This is a genomic window from Bacillus sp. 2175 (assembly GCF_057812155.1).
In genome coordinates, this window is the sequence record NZ_CM173819.1 from 513,643 (window position 1) to 530,941 (window position 17,299).

At 35.3% G+C, this 17,299-nt stretch carries 11 protein-coding genes, 1 pseudogene and 3 riboswitches; of the genes and pseudogenes, 9 read left to right on the plus strand and 3 right to left on the minus strand.

The window, feature by feature from the left end:
- Positions 1-29: 29 nt before the first annotated feature.
- Entirely contained in the window at positions 30-2,219 is a 2,190-nt protein-coding gene (topB, locus tag ACXKY9_RS02880) for a DNA topoisomerase III (RefSeq protein ID WP_000047299.1), read from the minus strand.
- A 226-nt stretch (positions 2,220-2,445) separates the two neighbouring features.
- A riboswitch (TPP riboswitch) is annotated at positions 2,446-2,558 on the plus strand.
- Positions 2,559-2,630: 72 nt separating this feature from the next.
- Here topB and thiM point away from each other — a divergent pair.
- Together thiM and thiE are read left to right on the plus strand one after the other, a co-directional pair.
- Positions 2,631-3,440, plus strand: coding sequence for a hydroxyethylthiazole kinase (gene thiM / locus ACXKY9_RS02885; protein WP_001056093.1), 810 nt, complete (start codon positions 2,631-2,633; stop codon positions 3,438-3,440).
- 15 nt (positions 3,441-3,455) lie between these two features.
- Positions 3,456-4,115 (plus strand): thiamine phosphate synthase, encoded by a 660-nt coding sequence (gene thiE, locus ACXKY9_RS02890; protein ID WP_000090967.1) that lies wholly within the window; start codon positions 3,456-3,458, stop codon positions 4,113-4,115.
- Between the two features lie 114 nt (positions 4,116-4,229).
- On the opposite strand, the gene ACXKY9_RS02895 is transcribed toward thiE, so the two are convergent.
- The gene (locus ACXKY9_RS02895; RefSeq protein WP_000498691.1) at positions 4,230-5,543 is read right to left on the minus strand and encodes an anaerobic C4-dicarboxylate transporter family protein; all 1,314 of its coding nucleotides are present in this window, start codon (positions 5,541-5,543) and stop codon (positions 4,230-4,232) included.
- 282 nt (positions 5,544-5,825) lie between these two features.
- A riboswitch (cyclic di-GMP riboswitch) is annotated at positions 5,826-5,910 on the plus strand.
- Positions 5,911-6,045: 135 nt separating this feature from the next.
- On the opposite strand from ACXKY9_RS02895, the gene ACXKY9_RS02900 reads away from it, so the two are divergent.
- The 7 genes and pseudogenes from ACXKY9_RS02900 to ACXKY9_RS02930 form a co-directional block, all read left to right on the plus strand.
- Positions 6,046-7,788: a methyl-accepting chemotaxis protein gene (locus tag ACXKY9_RS02900; protein ID WP_000761081.1), complete on the plus strand. Its 1,743-nt coding sequence runs from the start codon at positions 6,046-6,048 to the stop codon at positions 7,786-7,788.
- Between the two features lie 137 nt (positions 7,789-7,925).
- Positions 7,926-11,507 carry a non-ribosomal peptide synthetase family protein gene (locus ACXKY9_RS02905; RefSeq protein WP_000780001.1) on the plus strand — a complete coding sequence of 1,194 codons (3,582 nt, stop codon included), beginning with the start codon at positions 7,926-7,928 and terminating at the stop codon, positions 11,505-11,507.
- A 52-nt stretch (positions 11,508-11,559) separates the two neighbouring features.
- A riboswitch (TPP riboswitch) is annotated at positions 11,560-11,661 on the plus strand.
- A gap of 101 nt (positions 11,662-11,762) precedes the next feature.
- The gene (locus tag ACXKY9_RS02910; protein WP_000082906.1) at positions 11,763-12,083 is read left to right on the plus strand and encodes an MTH1187 family thiamine-binding protein; all 321 of its coding nucleotides are present in this window, start codon (positions 11,763-11,765) and stop codon (positions 12,081-12,083) included.
- Positions 12,055-12,828, plus strand: a complete 774-nt coding sequence (locus ACXKY9_RS02915; RefSeq protein WP_001057169.1) for an ABC transporter permease — start codon at positions 12,055-12,057, stop codon at positions 12,826-12,828. Before ACXKY9_RS02910 ends, ACXKY9_RS02915 begins: the two co-directional genes overlap by 29 nt.
- Complete coding sequence (locus tag ACXKY9_RS02920; RefSeq protein ID WP_000715568.1) at positions 12,825-13,823, plus strand: ABC transporter substrate-binding protein; 999 nt, start codon at positions 12,825-12,827, stop codon at positions 13,821-13,823. Before ACXKY9_RS02915 ends, ACXKY9_RS02920 begins: the two co-directional genes overlap by 4 nt.
- The gene (locus ACXKY9_RS02925; protein ID WP_000016078.1) at positions 13,820-14,569 is read left to right on the plus strand and encodes an ABC transporter ATP-binding protein; all 750 of its coding nucleotides are present in this window, start codon (positions 13,820-13,822) and stop codon (positions 14,567-14,569) included. Before ACXKY9_RS02920 ends, ACXKY9_RS02925 begins: the two co-directional genes overlap by 4 nt.
- A pseudogene (locus ACXKY9_RS02930) lies at positions 14,566-14,760 on the plus strand (P-loop NTPase family protein); the annotation flags it as partial. The gene ACXKY9_RS02925 and the pseudogene ACXKY9_RS02930, both read left to right, overlap by 4 nt.
- A gap of 446 nt (positions 14,761-15,206) precedes the next feature.
- Here the strand turns inward: ACXKY9_RS02930 and ACXKY9_RS02935 are convergent.
- A complete protein-coding gene (locus ACXKY9_RS02935; protein WP_001257484.1) occupies positions 15,207-17,231 on the minus strand; it encodes a glycosyl hydrolase family 18 protein in 2,025 nt (674 codons plus the stop codon).
- Positions 17,232-17,299: the final 68 nt, after the last annotated feature.

Below are 17,299 nucleotides of genomic sequence, written 5' to 3' on the forward strand. Positions count from 1 at the left end.
CCTACCGATAGAGGTAGGAACCTTTTTGTTTAATCAAATTTTAATTTTTTTAATGCTTCCGCGAATGGGTTATTTAATGGTTCTTCTTCTTTTTTCTGTTGTTTCATATATTTTTGAACGTCGCGTTTATCGGCTTTGTTTCCAGATTCTTTTTTACGTCGCTCTTGGAATGTTGATAATTTCTCGCGATAGCCACATTTACATGCGAAAATTTGGCCTGCACCCTCACCACGTAATTCTAGTTTCTTTTTACATTGCGGACAGCGAGCATTTGTTGTACGAGATACATTTTTACGATGACCACATTCACGGTCTTGGCATACGAGCATTTTCCCCTTTTTTCCATTTACTTCTAGCATTGGTTTACCGCAATCTGGACAAGACTTCGTTGAAATGTTGTCATGTTTATATTTCTTATCACTCGATTTAATTTCAGCAACAATTTCTTTCGTATAGTTCTTCATTTCCGAAATGAATACTTCTTTCTTTAATTTTCCTTTTGCAATTGCTTCAAGTTTTTGTTCCCACTCACCAGTTAGTGTAGGTGATTTTAATTCTTCTGGTACTAAATCAAGTAATTGACGACCTTTTGATGTAATGTGAATATCTTTACCACGTTTTTCAATTAAGAAAGAATTGAAAAGTTTGTCGATAATATCTGCACGTGTCGCTACAGTACCTAATCCACCAGTCGATTTTAACGTATCAGCAAGTTGTTTATTTTGCGTATCCATATATTTTGTAGGATTCTCCATTGCTGAAAGTAAAGTTGCTTCATTAAAGCGTGCAGGTGCTTTCGTTTGACCTGATGTTTGCATAAGTAACTTTACAGTTAATGTATCGCCCTTTTCAATGTGAGGTAGAATCTGCTCTTTTACGTCATCAGTTACATCATCGTCTTCAAATCGATTTTCGTATACTTCCTTCCAACCAGCATGTAAAATCGTTTTTCCGCGTGCAATGAATGTTTCATTGCCGACCTTTGTGCGTAACGTTAGTTGTTCGTATTCGAATGCTGGGAATAAAACAGCTAAGAAACGTTTTACAACTAAATCATAAATTTTGCGTTCTTTATCTGTGAATGCTGCGAAGTTAACGTATCCTTCTGTTGGAATAATCGCATGATGATCGCTTACTTTACTATCATCAACAAATGATTTGTTAGGTTTGATAGGCTTTTGTAATACTTTATGTGCGAAGGGACGGTATTCTCCAACACCACATGCTTTTAGACGTTCTGGAAGTGTTCCAACGATATCAGATGAAATGTAGCGTGAATCTGTACGAGGGTACGTTAGTACTTTATGCTGTTCATACAATTTTTGCATAATATTTAATGTTTCTTTAGCAGAGTAACCGAACTTTTTATTTGCATCACGTTGCAATTCAGTTAAATCGTAAAGACCAGGAGAGAATGACTTCTTCTGTTTCTTATCAATTTCCACAACAGTAGCATTTTGTTTATCTAAACTTTTTACAATACCATCGATTTTTTCTTTATTAAAACTACGGCTATTGCCATTTGCATCTTGCCAAGTAAGTTTGAGCTTCTCCATTGTTTGAGCTTCGATGCCGTAGTAAGTTTGAGCTTTGAAGTTCTTTATTTCATCCTCACGACTAGCAATCATAGCAACAGTAGGGGTTTGTACACGGCCGCAATTTAACTGGGCATTAAAGCGAGTCGTTAAAGCACGAGTTGCATTAAGACCGATATACCAGTCAGCTTCTGAACGTGCAACTGCTGAAGCGTATAAATTGTCATAGGCTTTACCTGGTTTTAAATTTGCAAAACCATCTTTAATTGCTTTATCGGTTACAGAAGAAATCCATAAACGTTTGATTGGTTTATTTAGCTTAACTTTATCGATAATCCAGCGTGCGACTAATTCCCCTTCACGTCCAGCGTCTGTTGCTACAATAATTTCATTTACATCTTTTCTAAGTAGCTGACTTTTTACAGCATTAAATTGTTTACCAGTTTGTTTAATAACCGTTAATTTCAAACGCTCAGGTAGCATCGGTAAATCTTCTAAATTCCACTTTTTATATTTCACATCATAACTTTCTGGATCTGCTAATGTAACGAGATGACCTAAAGCCCAAGTTACAATATATTTACTACCCTCAAGATAGCCGTTTCCTTTTTTATCACACTTCAGTACACGAGCAATATCTCGTGCAACGGAAGGTTTTTCAGCGATTACAACGCTTTTTGACATATTAAAAACATCCTTTCAAATTTCCATAAGTTAAATATAGCATACATCTTCTTGAGATTCAGTTTCGCTCCATATTTGATCGGTTTTTAGTGGGATGAACAAAACACTCACTGATTAAAGTTTCACTTGATTATGTTTATTGTTATATAGGTTGCTTCTATATTAAATAGAAAAGTAAAGAACTTGTTATTTTACTAGAATAAGAGTAGACTTTGAAGTAGATGAATAATAAGCACATGGGAGTTTGTGGATACAAACTGAGAGTATGACTACTAGTCCGTCATTGACCATTTGAACCTGTTGGATAATGCCAGCGTAGGGAGAGTGTAAAAGCACATGTTCAGGCACTTTGCGTACGCGCAAAGTGTCTTTTTGTGTATCTCCCATCATTATAGTTAGGAGATGAAAAGGATGAATATGAAAGAAATTAGTAAAGTAGTGGATTTGGTGAGAGAATCTAATCCGCTCGTTCATAATATTACAAATGTTGTTGTAACAAATTTTACTGCTAACGGTTTGTTGGCACTTGGGGCATCGCCTGTAATGGCGTATGCAAAAGAAGAAGTAGCAGAAATGGCTAGCATTGCTGGAGCGTTAGTATTAAATATGGGGACACTTCGTCCTGAAGAAGTAGAAGCGATGTTACTTGCGGGTAAATCAGCAAATGCGAACAATGTGCCAGTACTATTTGATCCAGTTGGTGCAGGAGCAACTTCATATCGAACAGAAGTTGCGAGACATATTCCGGCTGAAATCGATTTAGCAATTATCCGCGGAAATGCAGCTGAAATAGCAAATGTTATTAATGAGAAATGGGAAATTAAAGGGGTAGACGCTGGTACTGGAAATGGCAATATTGTAAGTATTGCAAGGCAGGCAGCAGATGAACTAAATACAGTTGCGGTCATTACTGGAAAAGAAGATGTTGTTACAGATGGAGAGAGAACTATTGTTATTCGAAATGGTCACCCTATTTTAACGAAAGTTACGGGAACAGGTTGTTTACTAACTTCTGTAATAGGAGCATTTGTAGCAGTGGAAAAAGATTATGTTAAAGCAGCAGTAGCCGCATTAACGTTTTATGGTGTAGCTTCGGAACTGGCAGCTGCTAAGGCGGTAGAAAAAGGGCCTGGTAGTTTCCAAATTGAATTTTTAAATCAATTAGCGAATACAACTTCAGGTGATATTGAGAAGTATGGGAAGATTGTGGAGTTAGAGTAAGAGGGAGTGAAAGAAATGGCACGCATTGAAATAGATAAAATGTCTAAGCTATTGCAAGTGTATTTTATTATGGGAAGTAATAACTGCACGAGGGATCCTTTAGCTGTATTGAAAGAAGCGTTAGATGGTGGAGTGACACTTTTTCAGTTTCGCGAGAAGGGGGAAGGTTCTTTAATCGGAGAAGATAGAGTGCGCTTTGCAAAAGAATTGCAGACGCTTTGTAAGGAATATAGTGTTCCTTTCATTGTAAATGATGATGTAGAATTAGCCATTGAATTAGATGCAGATGGTGTTCATGTTGGACAAGATGATGAAGGAATTACATCTGTTCGTGAAAAAATGGGAGATAAAATTATCGGCGTATCTGCTCATACAATTGAAGAAGCACGTTTTGCAATCGAAAATGGAGCGGATTATTTAGGTGTTGGTCCTATTTTCCCAACGAGTACGAAAAAAGATACGAAAGCGGTTCAAGGAACGAAAGGATTAGCTTATTTTAGAGAACAAGGAATTACAGTGCCAATCGTTGGTATTGGTGGGATTACAATTGAAAATACAGCGGCAGTTATAGAGGCGGGTGCGGACGGTGTTTCAGTTATTTCAGCAATTAGTTTAGCGGAATCTGCGTATGAAAGTACGAGAAAATTAGTTGAAGAAGTAAAGAGAAGTTTGTAGGGAAGGAAGTGTAGTATTTTAAGTGCTACATGAAGAAATAGACTGCCCAAAATTTAAACAAATATTTGATTAAAAAAGCACAAACCTTTTTAAATAAAGGTTTGTGCTTTTTCTTTAAAACATAATTGAAATTAAGAGCATTCCAATGCCGATAGAAGTAAATGTTGCAATTAGGCCCGGAATCATAAAACTATGATTTAATACGTATTTACCGATACCTGTTGTACCAGTACGGTCAAAGTTAATGGCAGCAACGATTGTTCCATAGTTTGGAATGAAGAAATATCCATTTACTGCAGGGAACATCGCAATCAGTAGCGCTGGTGGAATACCAAGAGATAGTCCAAGTGGCATTAAGGCACGAACTGTTGCTGCTTGGCTGTACAGTAAAATAGATAGAATGAATAGTGCGATAGCAAATAGCCAAGGTGCACTTGTTACTAAATGCTGAATCGATCCTTGAATCATATTTAAGTTTCCATTAAAGAAAGTATCTCCCATCCAAGCGATACCGAAAATAGCAACAACTGCTGTTGCTCCTGCTTTAAAGACGTTACCAGATACAATGCTTTCTACATTTGGTTTACAGAAAATAATAATAAGAGCCGCGATAGTTAACATAACCATCTCAATTGTGTTCGGCATGGAAAGACGGGCTAACTTCCCATCAACTATCCATCCTGGACGAAGTGCTTCAAATGAACCAAGAAGTACAACAAGGAAGGTTCCTACAAGGAAAAGGATAACTGATAATTTTGCGCCCTTTACACCTACAAATTCTTTTTTCTCTTCAAGCTTAGGAATTAATCCTTCTTTTAATCGTTTTAAGTATTCAGGGTCTTCATTTAATTCTTTTCCCATCTTACTAGCAACAAATGCAGCTATCATACAAGCGATGAAAGTAGAAGGGATACTTACTTTTAAAATATCTAATAAGGTGATTTTATAGTCAGCTAACATTGCTAAAAGTGCAACTGTTGCAGCTGATATAGGACTAGCTGTAATTGCTTGTTGGGAAGCAATTACGGCAATTGACATTGGTCGTTCTGGTCTAATTCCGGATTCGCGAGAGACTTCAGCGATAACAGGAAGTACAGAATAAGCAACGTGACCAGTTCCTGCACAAAGTGTAAATAAATAAGTAACAATTGGAGCAAAGAATGTAATGCGTTTTGGATTTTTTCGTAATGCCTTTTCAGCTAGATGAACAAGGTAGTCCATTCCTCCAGCGGCTTGCAAAGCACCAGCAGCTGTAATTACTGCCAAAATCATAAGCATTACATCGATAGGAGGCGCCGTTGGTTGTAAGTGGAAGACAAAAACGAGTATTGCCATACCAACTCCACCCATTACTCCTAAACCAACTCCGCCTAGGCGTGCACCAATAAAAATACAGAGTAACAAGGTAAGAAATTGTAGCCAAAACATGATAAACTACCTCCGAAATTCATTAGTTAAGATATATTCGAATAGTTTAATTTGAATGAAAATTAAATAAATACCCGAAGAAATCCTTGTTATTTATACATTTTTTATTATATAACATAAAAAAAGTAACATTCACGTACTTTTTGAAATTATTTTGAAAAAGCAATTCATTAAAAATTTGTATTTATATCTCTAAATAAGTAGACATTTTGATTTATATGTTGTAATCTTTGAAAGAGAATAAATTAATTCTCATAGAACTCCCATATCGTTCAACTCGTTCAGCGAGAAAGGCAAACTGATGGAAACATGAGGACGCAAAACTACAGGAGCTAAGGTCGAAAGGCTACGCTAGCCAGTTACCGGACGGATAGGGTTGGTCTTGGCCAATGCTTTTACATTGGCTTTTTTTTATTCTCGAACATATTGAGAAACATTTTCAAACAAAATATTCATATATTTTGTTTTTTTTGTTTATGTTGATTAAGGAAGGTGGATATTAATGAAAAAATATTGGCATAAGTTATCGTTCCTTCAAAAGAACGTCTTATTAACCGTATTAGTTATTTTGACACTTGTTGGAAGTATGGGTGCATTAAGTTTTAACATGTTTCAAAATAGTATGATGTCTTTATTTGAAAGGCAGTCTATTGAAACAGGAGAAATAGTATTGAAAAAACTGGATGTAGAATTAGTTAGAGACATGGCGAAAGATCCTACAGCCGAAAAAGTGAAAAAAGAAAAGTTAACAGAGAAATTAGATGAAGTATCAAAAGAATTGAAAAGCGTTGGACAAACGTATGTTACAGGAGCAAAGCCGAATGAAAAGCGAGAATTACAACTCGTTGGTTTGACTACAGAGTTAACAAATGCGTTTCCTATAAAGCCGGGAGATTATTATGAACAACCCGCTCATTGGATGAAGGCATACGATAAAGTGATTGATACGAAAAAGGCTCAAATGACAGAAGTATATGAAGATGAAATAGGTTCGTGGGTGACAATATTAGAACCAATTACAGATGGAGAAAACAATATTGTTGCAATTATTGCGGCTGACTTAGATGCTTCCATTGTTCCTATTACAAAAGAGAAGTTTATGATACAGGGCTTACTCTTCATCATTATTTCATTAGCAATTGCGACTATTACTCAATTCTTTATCGTGCGTCACTCGCTAGCTCCATTAAAAGATTTACGAGAAGGGTTACGTAAAATTGGTGAAGGTGACTTAAGTATTAAATTAAAAGAAAGACCAGATGATATTGGAATTATTAATGTTTATTTCAATAACACAATTGAAAAATTTAAAGGGATTATAGATAAAGTAAGGCAAACTGCTGAGCAAGTTTCTTCTTCTTCACAAGAATTGTCGGCGAGTACAGAGGAAAACAGCATGGCAGTTCAAGAGATTGCAAGTTCTATTGAAGGTTTAAGAGTAGGGGCACAGTCTCAAAAAACTTCAGTACAACAATGTTTAGGAATTGTACATGGAATGGAAGATAAGGTAGAAGAAATAACTGGGGCTGCAAAACAAGTTGCGGTTGCTTCTGAAGGTATGGAACAACATTCAATTGAAGGTAATGAAGTGATTGGACAAATTATTAATCAAATGAGTTTAATCCAAAATGCAGTACAAGATTTATCTTCCATCATTTATTCGTTAGAAACAAGGTCAAAAGAAATTAGTGATATCGTAACTGTAATTACAGGTATTTCAAATCAAACAAATCTATTAGCTTTAAATGCTTCTATTGAGGCTTCACGTGCTGGAGCAGCTGGAAGAGGGTTTGCAGTTGTTGCTGATGAAGTACGAAAATTAGCAGAACAAACGGAAGCGTCTGCAAAAGATATAGCGAAATTAATTGGTGAAACACAAGCTGAGACAGAAGATGCTGTAGTTTCCATGCAAAAAGGTTCAAAAGAAGTAGAAACTGGAATTTCGCTTGTTCAAAGTAGTGGAGATTTCTTTGAAAAAATCTCAAAATCAGCGCAATCTGTTACAGATCAAGTAAAAGCTGTTTCCGGTAATTCGAGTGACATTTTACAAAATAGCCAGAATATTGTTCAAGTCGTAAATGAATTATCACATATTGCAAATACTTATGCCAACAGCAGTAGTAATGTTGAAGAAAGCATGAAAGAGCAAGAAATATCAGTACAAGATATTGCAGAATTAGCGACTTCTTTAAGTTGGCTTTCTCAGGAATTGCAAGAGCTTATTGGTGAGTTTAAAAGCGAATAAGGAGAAAGTTCAATTCTAATCAAGGGGGGTATCTCCGCTACTGATTATGAATTGAACGAATCTGCCCTTTAATAAGGGATGAAAAAGGTGTGAATTTTCACACCTTTATTATATTTAAGAGAGGAATTTACATAAATATGAAATTAGTGATTTCTTATAATGAGATGATAAAAGAATTTTTAGGAAAAGTAGAAGGAAGTATTAAAATACCTAAAGATGTGCACGGAACAGAACTTAGGATAAAAAGGAAAACGGAACTGTTTTCAAATTTGACTCACATTGTAGATTTAATAGGAGCGACTGCAACGTGGTTATATCATATTTCTAAAGAAAAACATATTGTCATGCTTTATCATGTAAGAGGAAATTTATTTCCAATTACTATTGAAGTTTCTAATTTTCTCTCCTATGAAAGTTTAAATTTACAAATTGAAGAGCAACTGGAGCAAATTAAAGAAATGAATGAGGAAGAAATAGAAGAGTTTCAAAACGGTAATACATTATATGAAATGTCACCTATTATTATTGGTGAAACATATTATGAGCTACAAGACACGAATACATTACAATTTGTATTTAGTAAAAATATGCAAAGTGTAGAAATAATATTTAATAGTGTTAATTGGAAAGAGACAACGATTACTCGTTATGCACAACAAATACAAGGTGTTTTAGTTGATATATCACAAAATACTAATAAGTATATAAAACATTTTAATATTATTACAGAGGCCGAGATGGCACTTTATAGTCAAGTGAATGATACGACAGCAGTATATCCTGAGAAAAGTATCGTCGATATGTTCTATAATACTGTTACTCAATTTCCAAATCGTATAGCTTTATCTTCAAGGGAAGGTACTTTAACTTATGAGGAGCTAAATAAAAAAAGTAATCAAATAGCTCATATGTTAATTAAAAACGGCGTCCAATTAGGAGACTATGTTGGAATATTTATGAAACGTAGCATAGACACAGTAGTAAGTATGGTAGCTATATTAAAAGCTGGTGCAGCGTATGTTCCGATTGATCCAGATTATCCGGAAAGTAGAATACAGTACATTATTCAAGATAGCCAAGCGAAAGTTATATTGATGAAAGAGACGCCTATAACATGTGATGGGGTTCAAACAGTTTCATTGTATGATAGTGAAACTTATGAAGATATAGATGTAAAGTTGTCTATTCATTGTGATGATGTAGCTTATATGATTTATACATCGGGTTCAACAGGGAATCCAAAGGGAACGATGTTAGCACATAGAGGCGTTGTTAATCTGTACACTTGGATGAAAAAGCAATATGAATTGACAGAAGAGGATGTATTTGCTCAATTTCCTTCCTTTAGTTTCGATGCTTCTGTATGGGAGTCATTTGCTTCTTTATTCTGCGGAGGAAACTTGTATGTACTATTAGAGGAAGAGCGATTGTCTGTAGAGGCATTTGCAAATGCAATCTATAAAGTGAAAGCAACTTCAATCTTGGCATTAGCAACAATTTTTGTTCGACAAGTAGCAACTTATTTAGCAGAAGAAGATATATATAAGCTAGCTTCCCTAAAAAGAATTGCGATTGGTGGTGAAATGTTGCCTGTAGAGGTTATTAAATTGTGGAGAGAAAGAATAGGTACAAATGTTGAAATTTATAATGTATACGGACCGACAGAATGTACTGTAGTGACGACAACCTATAAAATACCTAGTCAGTTAAATGAGGATGTTGCGAGTATTCCCATTGGTAAACCATGTGCTAATTATCAAGTTATGATTTTGGATGAGAATATGAATCTTTGTCCAATTGGTGTACCTGGTGAATTATATATAGATTCAGTGGGATTAGCAAAAGGGTATTTTAATAAGCCTAATAAAACAATTGAAGCTTTTATTCCGAACCCTTTTAATCCTATAGTTAATATATATAAAACAGGTGATATCGTTAAGTTGCTAGAGGATGGAAATATAGAGTTTTTACATCGGAAAGATGATCAAGTAAAAATTAGAGGACATCGTATTGAACTAGGAGAAATCCAAAGTAAAATTTCTCAAAATCATAATATAAAAGAAAATGCTGTTTTTGCTAAGAAGAGTAAGGAAGGTAGCCAATATTTAATCGCGTTCTATACAACTTTAAATAAAAAAGAAATACCAGAATTAGTTTATCAGTTACAAGAGCAATTACCAGATTATATGGTGCCATCTAAACTAATTTATATTAATGAATTACCACTTACACCTAATAAAAAGATTGATGTTAAGAAGTTAGCTCAGTTAGAAGAAAAGTATGAACCGGTTCGGCTACAAGAATATGTTGCACCTTCTAATAAAGCAGAAAAACAAATCGCGAACGCCTGGGCGGAAGTATTAGGAATTTCAAAAGTTGGAGTGCATGATGATTTCTTTACAATTGGTGGACATTCATTAAAAGTATTACGAGTCTTAACATTGTTAAAAGAAGATTTCTCACATTTAACAATTCAAGATTTCTTTAAAGAAAGAACGATATATGGATTAGCTCGAATTGAGCGAGAAGTAAAAGTAGAGAAAGAAGAAGTATTTCGTGAATATAAAGTGATTCACGAGCCAGATACTATCACGTATGCAAACGTTTTGGAAGAAATCCAGATTTCAAATGTCTTTTTAACAGGAGCTACTGGTTATTTAGGATCACACATATTATATGAATTGTTGAGAGATACATCTGCTACTATTTATTGTTTAGTAAGACCAACCAAAGATGTGCAGCAAAGAATTATAGATACATTAACAGGCTACTTTAATGATATATGTGAAGAATGGTTACAGCGTATACAGGCCGTAGCTGGTGATCTGGGAGAAGAGTATCTTGGGATGAGCGAAGAAGAATTTATGTTCATCAGTTCTAAGATGGATACGATAATTCATTGCGGTGCAGATGTAAGACATTTTGGAGATGTAAAACAATTTGAAAATATAAATGTCCAAGGAACTAGCCGTATGCTAGCATTAGCGGAGAAAGGTGCTACATTCCATTTTATTTCTACAATTGGTATCCCGTTAGAATTAGCGGTAGATCAATGGGATACATACATGAAAACTGGTGATTTTAATTACAGTGTAGACTTAGAGAATGTATATTCAAATAGTAAACTACAAGCGGAAAACATTGTTCGTGAAGCAATGAAAAATGGTTTGCGCGGAAATATTTATCGTGCAGGTAATTTAGCATGTCATTCAGAAACAGGTTCGTTCCAACAAAATATTGAAGGAAACGCATTTTATCGTCTTATTAAAACAATGCTATTAATTGGGAAAGCACCAAATGTGAAGTGGAAAGTTGATTTCACACCAATTGATTTTGCTAGTAAATCAATTGTATCGTATTTACAAGATGCGCAAATTGTAGGAGAGACGTTACATATTTGTCATCCACATCAAATTGAGTTTGAACAATTTATACAGCTAATTGGAGAGTGTGGATACAATCTTGAAATGGTTCCACTTTCAGAATATGTAAATACCGGACTTGCATTAGCGAAGGGAAATGAAGTAATAGCAGAGTTAATTGCTTCTCAAGTTGCAGGAGATGGAGCACAGCAATCTGAAATTGTAATGGGTACGCGTAGAACGAATGAATGGATTAAGAAAAAAGAATTGATAGTACCAGCAATTAATAAAGAATTTATACAGCAGTTATTAGCTCATGGTGAAAAAGTTGGTTATTTTCCAAAAATAATGAAATGATTATGCATGCTTTTGTTTGTTCAATAAAATAAATCATGCTACAATGAAAACGAATTAAGGACCGGGGAGCCAATTGGCTGAGAGGATGTAAGTAAACATCGACCCTCAACCTGATCTGGATAATGCCAGCGTAGGGAGTTACTTAAAGTGATGTAGCATATGTTATTCTGTAATAACTTGCATACAAGGCTTTCCTACGCAGTAGGAAAGCCTTTTCTTATTTTTGAAATTTAATTTTATAAGGGGGATTTTATTATGTCACAACAAGTTACAATGTCATTTTCAGTAGTACCACAAGCGAAAACGAAAGATGTATATTCTGTTGTCGATAAAGCAATTGAAGTTGTGCAACAATCGGGAGTTCGTTATGAAGTAGGGGCAATGGAAACAACTTTGGAAGGAGAATTAGATGTACTTCTTGATGTCGTTAAACGTGCGCAACAAGCTTGCGTCGATGCTGGAGCAGAAGAAGTGATTACTTCTATTAAAATCCATTATCGTCCAAGCACTGGTGTAACGATAGATGAAAAGGTTTGGAAGTACCGTGATGAATATGCAAAACCAGAAGCAATCTAAACTTATTACAACTATTTGGCTTATCCTTCTCATTGCGATATGGGAAGGATCTGTTTCATTATTTAAAATCGAACCGTGGATTTTACCAAAGCCTTCTGCCAATGTTCAAGAATTAATTGGGATGAAAGATTTACTATTACCAAATACGATGCAAACACTGCAGGAAGTTATAATTGGACTATTCTTTGCAATTTTATTGGGGACGAGTATCGCAATTATTATGGACGTTATACCGTTATTTCGTATTTTAATAAATCCATTGCTCGTTATTTCGCAAACAATTCCAATTGTTGTACTTGCACCGCTATTTATTATTTGGTTTGGATATGGGATGTTGCCGAAAGTAATGGTCGTAATACTCGTTTGTTTCTTCCCAATTGCGCTTAGTATTTTAGAAGGTTTTCAAACAGTAGATAAAAATATGCTGAAACTGTTACAAACAATGAAGGCGACGAAATGGCAAGTTTACCAGAAAGTAAAATTTCCAGCAGTGCTCCCATACTTTTTCTCAGGTTTAAAAATTGCAGTTACATATAGCGTAATGGGAGCAATTATCGGAGAATGGCTCGGTGCAAGTGAAGGATTAGGCGTTATGCTTACGAGGGCTACAAAATCCTTTTTGACTGCCCGAGTATTTGGTGTTGCAGCAATCATCGTTATGGTGACATTATGCCTGTATTTTATCGTAGAGTTTATGGCAAGAATAACAGCACCATGGATATATAGAAAGGACGGCAGAAAATGAAAAAAGGTTTGAAAGTTATGTTAGCTGCCTTAGTAGCGGTAGGTGTGGCTGGATGTAATCCGGCGAAGAAAGAAGAAAGTGCAAGTAAAGATCAAAAAGTAAAAGTAGTATTAGATTGGTTTCCAAATACGAATCATACTGGCTTGTATGTAGCGAAAACGAAAGATTATTACAAAAAGCAAGGATTAGATGTAGAAATTATTCAACCAGGTGACAATGTAACAGCAGAGCAAATGATAGCATCAGGAAAAGCAGACTTCGCAATAAGCGCACAAGAAAATGTAACGTTAGCTCGTGTAGAAGGAATTCCTGTTGTATCTGTAGGAGCGATTATTCAGCATAACACTTCAGCGTTTGCATCGCTTAAGAAAGACAATATGACGTCACCGAAAGATTTTGAAGGTAAACGTTACGGCGGCTGGGGAGGACCAGCAGAAGAAGCGACATTAAAGACGATTATGGATAAACATCAAGCTGATTTTAATAAAGTTGAAAAAATCATCTTAGGACAAACAGATTTCTTTAAATCAATTGGCCGTGATGCAGATTTCGAATGGATTTATTACGGTTGGGATGGTATTGAAGCGAAGCGTCAAGGAAAAGAGTTAAATACGATTATGGTGAAGGACTTAGATCCAGCGCTTGATTTCTATAGTCCTGTTATTATTACGAGTGAAAAACATACGAAGCAAGATAAAGACTTTGTGAAAAAGTTTATGAGTGCAACGACAGAAGGTTATAATTTTGCAATTAAGGAACCGAAAGAGGCTGCTGATATTTTAATTAAAGCTGTTCCAGATGTGAATAAAGATTTAGTTCAAGAAAGCCAAAAATGGTTAAGTACGAAGTATCAAGATGATGCTAAAGCATGGGGAGTACAGAAGGAAGAAATTTGGACGAATTACATGAATTTCTTATATGACAACAAAGTTATTAAGAAGAAAATCGATGTAAAAGATGCTTTTACAAATGAATTCCTTCCAAGTGAAAAATGAGCGGATTACAAATAAAAAATATAGTGAAATCTTTCGACGGAAAAAATGTATTAGAGAATATTAGTGCCTCTATACAAGAGGGAGAGTTTGTTTCCTTTGTAGGACCGAGTGGTTGCGGGAAAAGCACATTATTAAACATGATTGCAAATGTTGAAAAACCAACAAACGGGAACGTAACGTATAACGATAAGCAAGTACAAGAACAAGATGTTGTTAGTTATATGCCACAACAAGATTTATTGCTACCGTGGCGATCAGCTTTGCAAAATATCGTTCTTCCATTGGAAATCGAAGGGAAACCGAAAAAACAAAGGCTAACAGAGGGAATGGAAGCATTAAAGCAGTTCGAACTAGATGAATATGCAGACCATTATCCAGATGAATTGTCTGGTGGTATGCGTCAAAGAATTAGTTTTCTGCGCACATATTTATGTGAAAAGCCAATTATGCTACTTGATGAGCCTTTTGGTAAATTAGATGCATTTACAAAAATGGAAGTACATAGCTGGCTTTTAAACTCTTGGCATCAAGAGAAGCAAACAATCGTTATGGTTACACATGACCTAGATGAGGCAATCTTGCTTTCAGATCGCGTATTTATTTTATCTCAAAGACCAGCTTCAATAGTTGGCGAGGTACAAGTGAAATTACCTAGGCCGAGAACGATGGATATGTTAACATCACTCGAATTAAAAAAGGATAAAGAAGAGATTTTAAGTGTGTTAGCTCCTTATATGAAAAAATAGAAAAAGCTGATGTTTTAATTTTAGACGAACGGACTAATCATTTGGATGTAGAAACTAAGATGGCTTTATAGGAAGCATTACAACAATACAAAGGAACGGTTTTAATTGTCTCACATGAGCCTTCTTTCTATGAATCGTGGATAACAAAAGTATGGAATATAGAAGATTGGAATGCTGAACAATATGAATAAAGAAAAGGCATTAGCTTTTATGAGCTAATGCCTTTTCTTTGTGATTAACATGATTTTCGAGAACTCTTACATGAGAATTGTATGAAGAAGCACTCTTATGGTGCGCTTATAAGCGTGCTTTTTCTTTTGTTATATTTATAATAATACGAAAGCCTTTCCCTAACAGGTGACTATCTTTCTTTATATATATAGATAGTTCAAAATGGAATGAAAATAATTCCTTTATGTAAAGGATAATATGGATATTATAGGAAGACAATAGAAATTAAAGGAAATCCATGTAAAATTCAAATGAACTTCATATAAACTTCATATTAGAAACTAAATATAATTATAACAAGTTATTGAGATGTTTTTGATTTTTCATAAAATTAAAAGTTTGAATTTAGGAGGTATTGCTCAAACCTAAATTCAAACTTCAGTGAAGTAATTAATGGATATTACGTCTAGTTTTCGCTAATGACGGCATTTAAAAGTTCGGCAGGATTACCTGTTCCTGCACCGCCAATTGTAATAGATCCACCAGGAGGAATTTCACCATTCCATCCTGCGTTCGTAATTACATAATGATTATTTGTTTTACTACTAATTTTAGAATCCCAAACTTGTGTTAAATTGCCGCTATAATCAAATTCTAATTTCCAATTTTTAATAGGGTTCGTTCCATTATTTTTGATTATAATCGAGAAGTTATAACCGCTGCCCCAATTCGAAGTGACTGAAAATGTAGCAGTACCATTTCCATCAGGAGGTGTCGTATTAGCTTCATCCGTTTTGACAGTAAGAGCGGTAGGTTGTGATTTATTTCCAGCAGCATCTTTGGCAATTATTGAAAATTTGTATTCCGTATTAGGTTTTAAGTTTTTAATTGTAATGCTATTTGTTGTTGTACTCCATTTCTCTTCTCCAGCAGTAATTTCATATTCCGTAACTCCTACGTTATCAGTAGATGCAGTCCAGTTTAATTGAACTGAGTTTGAATTTTTATTCGTAACTACAATGTTTTTAACATTCGTTGGTGGCTCAGTATCTTTTTGATTAATAGGTCCACCAAGTAATTCTTTTACTAGCGTATCAAGTAATTTTGGACCACTGCAACTATATTTTGGACTTGTACGGCAATCTCCGCTTAGTTCCCAAAACATTGCTCCACTTAAACCTTTCGTCTTTATATAGTCTGTTTTGTATTTCATAGATTCATTGTCATCGTAGCTAATAAATGTGCCTGTAGTTGCATTATATAAGTAAGGTACTTTAGCTGTGTCATTCCAGTAGCGTACAAAACCATTTTTATTAACGTAATTGGCTGCTAAATCACCGTAATCATAGACACCTGTGTCACCGGTAGAGTAATCATCCCAAGTACCTTTAGAAGCAAGTTTCCCATCACTACCTGGTTTGCAAGGTTGATATTGTCCGTTATTTTCTTTGCCACAACTTTTCCAGCCACGTCCGTAAAAGGGTACGCCTAATACTAGTTTATCGACTGGAACACCTTCATTTGTATAAACATTTATAGCACCATCTACGTAAAAATTCGTATTTGCTGCTGGATCATTTGGATCCTTATATAGAGCTGCATTATGATTAGAAGTAGCTTCCCATCCGCCGTGGAAATCATATGTCATAATATTAATCCAATCGAGTATTTGAGAAATTTTCTTTAGTTCTGTATGATCAGCGTAGCGTTGGCTTGCACCTGAAGCGATTGTTAGTAAATATTGTTTGCCATCTTCAGCACCTGCTTTATTCAAAGCATTTCGGACGTCTTGAAGAAGGAGAGTGAAATTTTGTTTATCTTCAGGACGATAACTACCACCAGGAATCGTTTCAACGCCCGGATATTCCCAGTCTAAATCTACGCCATCAAACCCATATGCGCGAAGAAAAGCTACTGTAGATTCAGCAAATACTTTTCTTGTTTTTTCATCAGCGGCCATATCAGAAAAGCGGTTAGACCAAGTCCAGCCACCAACGGAAATAATTGTTTTTAAGTGAGGATATTTAGCTTTTAATCGTTTTAGTTCCCCGAAATTTCCGCAACGGGCATATTTATCGCAATCTTCCCAAGTTGTCCCTGAGCCAGGATACGATTTGGTAACATCAGCCCATGGTTCCCCGAGTACGAGAGTACCATTAGGAACCTCTTTATTTTGCAATGGTACACCAGATTCTTTACAGTTCCACGTTTGTTTATTTGGATTATCAGGATGAGTAGAAGGGTTTCCATGTTTTCCATTCCAACAAATATCCGCGAAAGCATAGTTAAGGTGAGTAAGTTTTGATGCATCAATGTCAGCAACTTGATAATTACGTCCGTAAACGCCCCACGAAGGAAAGTACCCAACAATTTTTTGACTTTGCTTTGGTGAATCTGCTAATGCGAGATTTGGAGTAATAAAATTTGTGAGAAAAAGAGGTAAGAAAAGTAGTAGGGATAGTAATAGCAGTGTGAATTTTTGAGACCTCATAGCCATTTCTCCTTTCAAAATAAAAGATATATTTAAAGGCATACGCCAATAAATCAAAATGAATCTAG